4 protein-coding genes and 2 pseudogenes are annotated in these 6,855 nt (G+C 62.4%); 2 read left to right on the top strand and 4 right to left on the bottom strand.

The window, feature by feature from the left end; genetic code table 11:
- Positions 1 to 419 precede the first annotated feature (419 nt).
- Positions 420 to 1,478, top strand: coding sequence for a maleylacetate reductase (locus BV95_RS21950; protein WP_037457339.1), 1,059 nt, complete (start codon positions 420 to 422; stop codon positions 1,476 to 1,478).
- Between the two features lie 60 nt (positions 1,479 to 1,538).
- On the opposite strand, the gene BV95_RS21945 is transcribed toward BV95_RS21950, so the two are convergent.
- Positions 1,539 to 2,156, bottom strand: a complete 618-nt coding sequence (locus tag BV95_RS21945; RefSeq protein WP_037457337.1) for an alpha/beta hydrolase — start codon at positions 2,154 to 2,156, stop codon at positions 1,539 to 1,541.
- A 294-nt stretch (positions 2,157 to 2,450) separates the two neighbouring features.
- Here BV95_RS21945 and BV95_RS21940 point away from each other — a divergent pair, with 294 nt between their 5' ends.
- Positions 2,451 to 4,838: a TonB-dependent receptor gene (locus tag BV95_RS21940; protein WP_234703277.1), complete on the top strand. Its 2,388-nt coding sequence runs from the start codon at positions 2,451 to 2,453 to the stop codon at positions 4,836 to 4,838.
- 573 nt (positions 4,839 to 5,411) lie between these two features.
- Here BV95_RS21940 and BV95_RS21930 read toward each other — a convergent pair.
- The 3 genes and pseudogenes from BV95_RS21930 to BV95_RS21920 all read right to left on the bottom strand — a co-directional run.
- Positions 5,412 to 5,840 carry a dihydroneopterin aldolase gene (locus tag BV95_RS21930; protein WP_051749941.1) on the bottom strand — a complete coding sequence of 143 codons (429 nt, stop codon included), beginning with the start codon at positions 5,838 to 5,840 and terminating at the stop codon, positions 5,412 to 5,414.
- 149 nt (positions 5,841 to 5,989) lie between these two features.
- Positions 5,990 to 6,682: pseudogene (locus BV95_RS21925) on the bottom strand (LysR substrate-binding domain-containing protein); the annotation flags it as partial.
- Between the two features lie 10 nt (positions 6,683 to 6,692).
- A pseudogene (locus tag BV95_RS21920) lies at positions 6,693 to 6,855 on the bottom strand (IS5/IS1182 family transposase); the annotation flags it as partial.

Here is a 6,855-nt window from a genome sequence, read left to right as displayed (position 1 = left end):
CCTCGTCGAGAACTTCTTCTGTAGCCTCAAAACATTCCGGCGCATCGCTACCCGATACGAGAAAACTGATCAGAGCTACCGCGCCATGATCAACCTTGCGGCCCTGAAGATCGCTATGCGCTAAATGTCCACACGCCTTAATCGAACGACATGCCCACCATTGCAATATCCCGGCGGGTCCGCTCCACGGCAAAGGCTTTTCCACTTGACGGATAGTGCCCCCGTTCCGAATCCGGATAGGCACAATTCGTTCATCGAATAAGCAGCGCATCCGCCGCCGCCGATCCCAATAAAATACAATGAATACAATATATTAAATGCAATAGACCGTCCTGCCCGGCCTCGCCGGCATGCCCATCGGCCCCTTGTGCCCCCGCCCGATTTCCCGTCTTATCGGCCCCTATAGAGAGAGGAATCTGATGCAGTTCGTTTATGATCCCCTTCCATATCGGGTTATCTTCGGTCCGGGTTCGGTGCGCCAGGTGGCCGACGAGCTCCCGAAAATAGGAAATCGCGCGCTGGTCCTATCGACCCCCGAACAAATCGACAGCGCCCGCCACCTCGCCAATTCATTGGGGGAAAAGGCCGTCGGCATCTTCAGCCAGGCGGTAATGCACGTTCCCGTGGCAACGGTTGACGCCGCCGCCGCCAAGGCGAAGGAACTGGACGTCGACTGCACCGTCGCCATCGGCGGCGGCTCCACCATCGGCCTGGCCAAGGCGCTCTCGCTTCGGCTCGACCTGCCGTCCCTCGTCGTTCCGACCACCTATGCCGGTTCGGAAGTCACGCCGATCTGGGGCATGACCGAAGGCGGCATCAAGACGACGGGACGGGACAAGAAAGTGCTGCCGAAGATCGTGGTCTACGATCCCGATCTCACCCTGTCGCTGCCCGCCGAAATGTCGATCGCCAGCGGCCTCAACGCCATCGCCCATGCGATGGAGGGCCTCTACGCCTTCGACGGCAATCCCATCGTGTCCCTGATGGCCGAAGAAAGCATCCGGGCGCTGGCGAGGAGCCTGCCCCAGATCAAGGCTGACCCTACCGACGCGAAGGCGCGGGGCGATGCGCTCTATGGCTGCTGGCTCGCCGGCAGCGTGCTGGGTGCGGCCAGCGTCGCGCTCCACCACAAGCTCTGCCACACCCTTGGCGGCGCGTTCGACATGCCGCACGCCCAAACCCACACTGCGGTTCTGCCGCACGCCATCGCCTATAACGCCCCGGCAGCGCCGGAGGCGATGGAGCGGGCCAGCCGGGCGCTGGGCGGCGGCGATCCGGCGCTGAAACTCTATGAACTGGCGTCAGGCCTGGGCGCGGAGATGTCGCTGGCGAAGCTCGGCATGCCCGCCGACGGAGTCGCCAGGGCGGCTGCGCTGGCCGTCGCCAACCCCTATCCCAATCCGCGCCCGATCACGGAAGAAGGCATCGTCCAGCTTCTGAGCCGCGCCGTGGAAGGGCTTCCGCCCGTCACCATATAGGGCCTGTATCCCCGTCATGCCGGGTTCGTCCCGGCATGACGGATTTCCCCTGGAGCGCCCTCAGCCGGCCTCCGCCCCCAGCCAGGCCTGCACCGCCGCCTTGATCGGCAACGGCAGTTCATGCCCGCCTTCATAAGGAAGGAAGCTGGCCCGCGCCCCGCTGGGTCCAGCAAGATAGGCTTCGGCCTGTTCGAATTTCCAGCGCGGAATCACATCGTCGAAGCTGCCCCGGCAGAACAGGACAGGCTTGCCCGCAAGGCCGTTCTCCGGAAGATCGCCATCCTCCACCGCAAAGCAGCCGGCGATCATGCTCAGGCCGCTATAGGCCGCCGGATTGGCAAGCAGCAGGCTGGCGGCCATGGCGGCCCCGTTGCTGAAGCCGCACAGCCAGGGCAGGCGGCGCCCCGTGTCGGCGGCGATCCAGTCCCCGACCTTGGCGGTTTCGCCGGACAGGCTTTCGGGCAGGGCGACGCCGATCCCGGCATTTTCGAACCAGGCGAATCCCGCGCCCTGCGAAAGCGGCCCGCGATAAGAGCGCACATTGGCGCGGCCGAAGAGCGGGAGGGCGAAGCCGCCCTCCCGCTCGGTGCCGCCCCGGCCGTGCAGATATACGATGTCGCACTGGGCCTGGATGTCGGGACTGTCGTACCGCATGACGATGGCGTTGTTTCGAGACATGTTCGCTTTCCATCCTTCGCAATGCGGAGCATCTTCGCATTGTGGAACTGGGCCGAGTCCCCCGCGCAAAAGTCCAGGAAGACCCTTGTGAGCGGCCGGTTCCGATTTAATCAAATCCGCGTGACGAATATTCTCTATTCACGCGCGGTGATTTTCTCCGCGCGTGAAAGCTGCGATCCCCTTAGCGCGGCCCAATAGCCATGATCTCTACTGTGCCGGACAGATAAAGCGCCAAGAATAATGGCGCATGGAGGGGATATTCCTATGCTTCGTTCGTCTGAGCAACCCATTGTCATGTCCTTTCGTCGTCTGCTCTTGGCGTCGACGTTCGCAGGGGCGCTTGTTGCGTCCGCTGCCCAGGCGCAAAATGCCCCGGCGGGCAGCGGCGCCAGCCAGGGCGTCGGCGACATCGTGGTCACTGCGCGCCGCCGCGCCGAATCCCTTCAGAACACGCCCGTCGCGGTTTCCGCCATCACCAGCGCGGCATTGGAGCAGAAGGGCGCGACCAACATCGCAGCCGTGGCGCAATCGGTGCCCAGCCTGACCTTCAACACGACGGCGGGCAATAGCGGCGCCAGCAACGCCGCCGTGGTTTTCATCCGCGGCATCGGGCAGGACGATTTCTTTCCCACCATCGACCCCGGCGTCGGCATCTATCTGGACGGCGTCTATGTGTCGCGCACGCTGGGCGGGGTGCTGGACACCGTCGACCTGGAACAGGTGGAGGTTCTGCGCGGTCCCCAGGGAACGCTCTTCGGCAAGAACACCATCGGCGGCGCGGTTCAGATCACCACCAAGAAGCCCGGCCCCGATCTAGAGGGCTATCTCGAAGCCACGACCGGCCGTTTCGACCGGATCGACGTGAAAGGGAGCGTGAACCTTCCCTTTTCCGACACGCTGTTCGCCCGCTTCTCGCTCGCCACGCTCAACCGCGACGGCTACATCACGATCCTGCAAAAGGATCCTGTGACCGGCGCCGTCAGCGAGGCGGACGCGCCCAAGCTGGGCAACATATCCACCATGGCGGGCCGCGCCGCGCTGCGCTGGCTCGCCAGCCCGGACCTGACGTTCGACCTGGCGTTCGACTATACCGGCAAGCGCGAACAATCGTCCGGATCGACGCTGTTGGCGACTCAGCCGCTCGTTCCGGGGCTGACCTTCGATCCGAACGATCCGGCGTCGATCCAGCAATATGTCCAGGCGAATGCCGCGACCGTGGGCGGCTTCCACAATCTGATCGTCGCGGGCGCGCAGGGGTGCAGCCCGTTGGCGGGCGGCGACGCCTTCAACCTCAACAATCCCGCCTGCTTCAACGACCAGTGGATCACCGGCAGCCCCTACAAGACATTTTACGAGCCGAACGCTTCGGTCTCCAACCTCGATGTCTTCGGCCTGACCGGCGTCGTCGATTGGGAAGCCAGCCCGGCCTTCGGCGTCAAGTCGATCACTGCCTATCGCGTCACCCGGTCCTTCTTCCGGCGCGACGACAACACGCCGCTGCAACTGATCGAATTGCAAACCGACCAAACGGCGAAGCAGTTCAGCGAGGAACTGCAATTTTCCGGCAAGGCGCTCGACAACAGGCTGAACTGGCTGGTGGGCCTCTTCTACCTCAACGAGAAGGTCGATTTCGACAATCCCGCCTGCTTCTCCTTCATCTGCACCGGCGTCTCGACCAAGCTGGAGACCAACAGCTACGCGGCCTTCGCGCAGGCGACCTATGCGATCGGCGAAGGCACGAACATCACTGCTGGCGGCCGCTACACCAATGAGAAGAAGACGAGCGATCCGGACAATTTCTTCATAGACATCGGCTTCGGGCTGGGGCCGCTCTCCATCGGCAATCCCAACCCCAATCCCGCGACGATCATCGACAATCCCGTGTCCGTGAAATTCGACAATTTCTCGCCCATGCTGTCGATCGACCATCGCTGGTCCTCCAGCATCATGACCTATGCCTCCTATTCGAAGGGCGTGAAGGGCGGCGGTTTCCAGCAACGCGTGATCGTGCCCCGCATCCTCCAGCCGACCTTCGGCCCGGAAAAGCTGACCGCCTATGAAATCGGCGCGAAGACCGACTTTTTCGACCGCCGCCTGCGGATCAACGTCGCGGCGTTCCAGTCCAATTATAATGATCTGCAAGTCACCACCTTCCCCGGCGGCGCCAGCAGCATCGAACCGGTGCAGGTCAATGGCGGCCGGGCGCGTATCCGGGGCGTCGAGGTTGAGGCGACGGCAAAGCCGGTGGAGGCCCTCACGGCCAATTTCGGCCTGGGCTATCTGAAGACGAAATATCTGGAGATCGCGTCGGGCGCGGTCATTCCGGCCAATGCCGTGCTGCCCTATACGCCGAAGTGGAACCTGTCGGGCGGACTGGCCTATCGGCTGGAGGTCGGCGGCGCGGGCTGGCTGACCTTGCAGGGCGACTGGAACTACAGGTCGACCACCTTCATGTCGGCCGACAACAACCCGATCCTGCGCCAGCCCGGCTATCACATGGTCAATGCCTCCGCCTCCTTCGAGACCGCGAGCGAGCGCATCCGTATCACGGGAGGCGTCACCAACCTGACCGACAAGGCGGTGCTGATGTCGGGCTTCGCCGACCTTCAGGGTTCATCCTTCGCAGACGGCACCTATGGCCGGCCCCGCGAATGGTATCTGACGGTTCGCTACTCCTACTAGAACATCGTGCGGAAAGGGGGGACCGGCTTTCCGCTGCAAAGGATGCGACAAGAAAAGCGGAGCGCGCGCGGCCTGCGTCTGATTGAATGCAGCGCGCTCCAGAATAAGTGGATTTGGTAGAGGAAGATGGAATGCCTGTTGGAATGCGCTGTTTGGACCCTTCGATCGCCGACCGCATAACGTCATTGTCGGCCACGAGAAATAATGACGAGATATTCGAAACCTTCGGATTCAGTTACAACACGCTGAGGAAAGTCTCCAACGGCATGCCGTTGCGCGGATCATTGGCCGACCGGATCGAAGAGCGCGCCAGAAGGGTGTTCGAGGCGGACGGACATTCGAGCATGTCCATTTGAGTATTGCAGGATGCCGCGATTGTCCTGGTTCTCGCCGGACTGAATGAATTGGGTGGTCAGCGGACTTGTCCTATTCCTCCCCATCGAAAGATGGGGAGGGGGAGCACGCTTCGAGCGGTCCCCCTCCCCACGCTTCGCGTAGGGAGGATTTGGTGGCGGCTATCGCCCATCTCTCGATTTGCCCACGCGACCTAATCATCCCAGATCATGCGCCGCTTCAACCGGCCCACTCCATCTCCCGCCTCGTCTTGGCGATCCGGTACCGGACGGAAGCCATGGCAGGCGGGATGGCAGCCGGCTTGAACAATTCGATATCCACGCAGTTGATGCGCTCCAGGGCGATCAAGCGGTGCGCCAGTTCGCGGATCAGCGTTTCGATCAGTTCGAAATGGCGTTCCCGCGTCAGCGACCGCGCCTGCTCCACCAGGGTGCGGTAATCGATCGTATCGCCGATCCAGTCGTCTTCGGGTTCGACCACCTCGGCGGCGATGTTGAAGATGATCTCCTGCCGACATGTCTTCTCGCCGCGATAGATGCCGACGCTCGCCATGAGCGAAACCTGTTCCGCCCTGACCCAGAGCTTCCGTTCATAGCGGGCTTCCAATTCCCTGAAGTCCGACATGGCGATTTTGATATGTTCGTTCATGCACGCTCGCCCAACCGAATATGACGAGGCGCGTCGGCAAAGCCGTTCACCGGCCCGTCCGCCCGCTCCTCTCCCTGATCGGAAGCCTAGTGGAAAGGCGGCTTTTGGCCTAACTTGCAATCCGGATTTGACAGTTCCGGCAGGGGGATTCAGCCCGCCGCCCTGACCCGCATGTCCGGGGAGAGAATGGCCTGCGCGCCCGTCGCCGTCTCCCTGGAGGGCAATACGGTGATCTGGCGCGCTTCGCTTTGATGATCCGCCCGGCATTCCGCGATCAGGGAGCGGAGCCACATATTGCCCGGATCATGGTCGAAGCGCTCATGCCAATATTGCTTCACTTCGATCGTCGGCAGGTCCAGCGGCGGCGCGACGATGGTCATGCGCGGCGACCGCACCACCCGCGCCACGGAACGCGGCACGGTGAGAACCAGATCGTTCGTCTCCGCGATCAGCGCCGTGACCATGAAGGTTTCCGACACCATCCGCACCCGCCGCTGGTCGATCGTCTCCAGGATCAGCCGTTCCGCCTCCTGATGGCCATGGCTGTAATGGCGGCCGTCCACGACGATATGATCCAGCGCCTTGTAGTCGCTGAGGCTCAGGACGCCGTCGGGCGCCAGCGCCTTGGGCAGGATGCAGACATAATCCTCCCGGAAAAGCGTCTGTTCCTTCACATTGGCGTAGAGGCTGGGATAGCTGCCCACGGCGATATCGGCGGCGCCCGCCTCCAGTTCGGCAATCAGCTTGCCCCGGCCGATGGGAACGGCGGTGAAGGTCACGTCCGGCGCCGTCTCCATCGAATGTCTCTGGACCAGCGGCATGATGCAATAATGACCTAAGGCGTGTGGACATTTAGCGCATAGCGATCTTCAGGGCCGCAAGGTTGATCATGGCGCGGTAGCTCTGATCAGTTTTCTCGTATCGGGTAGCGATGCGCCGGAATGTTTTGAGGCTACAGAAGAAGTTCTCGACGAGGTGCCTCCAGCGATAGGCATGGAAGTCGCAGTCGATTTTT

The organism is Sphingobium chlorophenolicum, from assembly GCF_000722875.1.
Taxonomy (GTDB): domain Bacteria; phylum Pseudomonadota; class Alphaproteobacteria; order Sphingomonadales; family Sphingomonadaceae; genus Sphingobium; species Sphingobium chlorophenolicum.
The sequence above is the reverse complement of the archived record's forward strand: the minus strand, read 5'-3'. Positions and strand labels throughout refer to the sequence as shown.

Coding starts and splice junctions, on each gene's coding strand:
- BV95_RS21950 (WP_037457339.1), top strand. CDS start 420: ATGCAGTTCGTTTATGATCCCCTTCCATATCGGGTTATCTTCGGTCCG.
- BV95_RS21945 (WP_037457337.1), bottom strand. CDS start 2,156: ATGTCTCGAAACAACGCCATCGTCATGCGGTACGACAGTCCCGACATC.
- BV95_RS21940 (WP_234703277.1), top strand. CDS start 2,451: ATGTCCTTTCGTCGTCTGCTCTTGGCGTCGACGTTCGCAGGGGCGCTT.
- BV95_RS21930 (WP_051749941.1), bottom strand. CDS start 5,840: ATGAACGAACATATCAAAATCGCCATGTCGGACTTCAGGGAATTGGAA.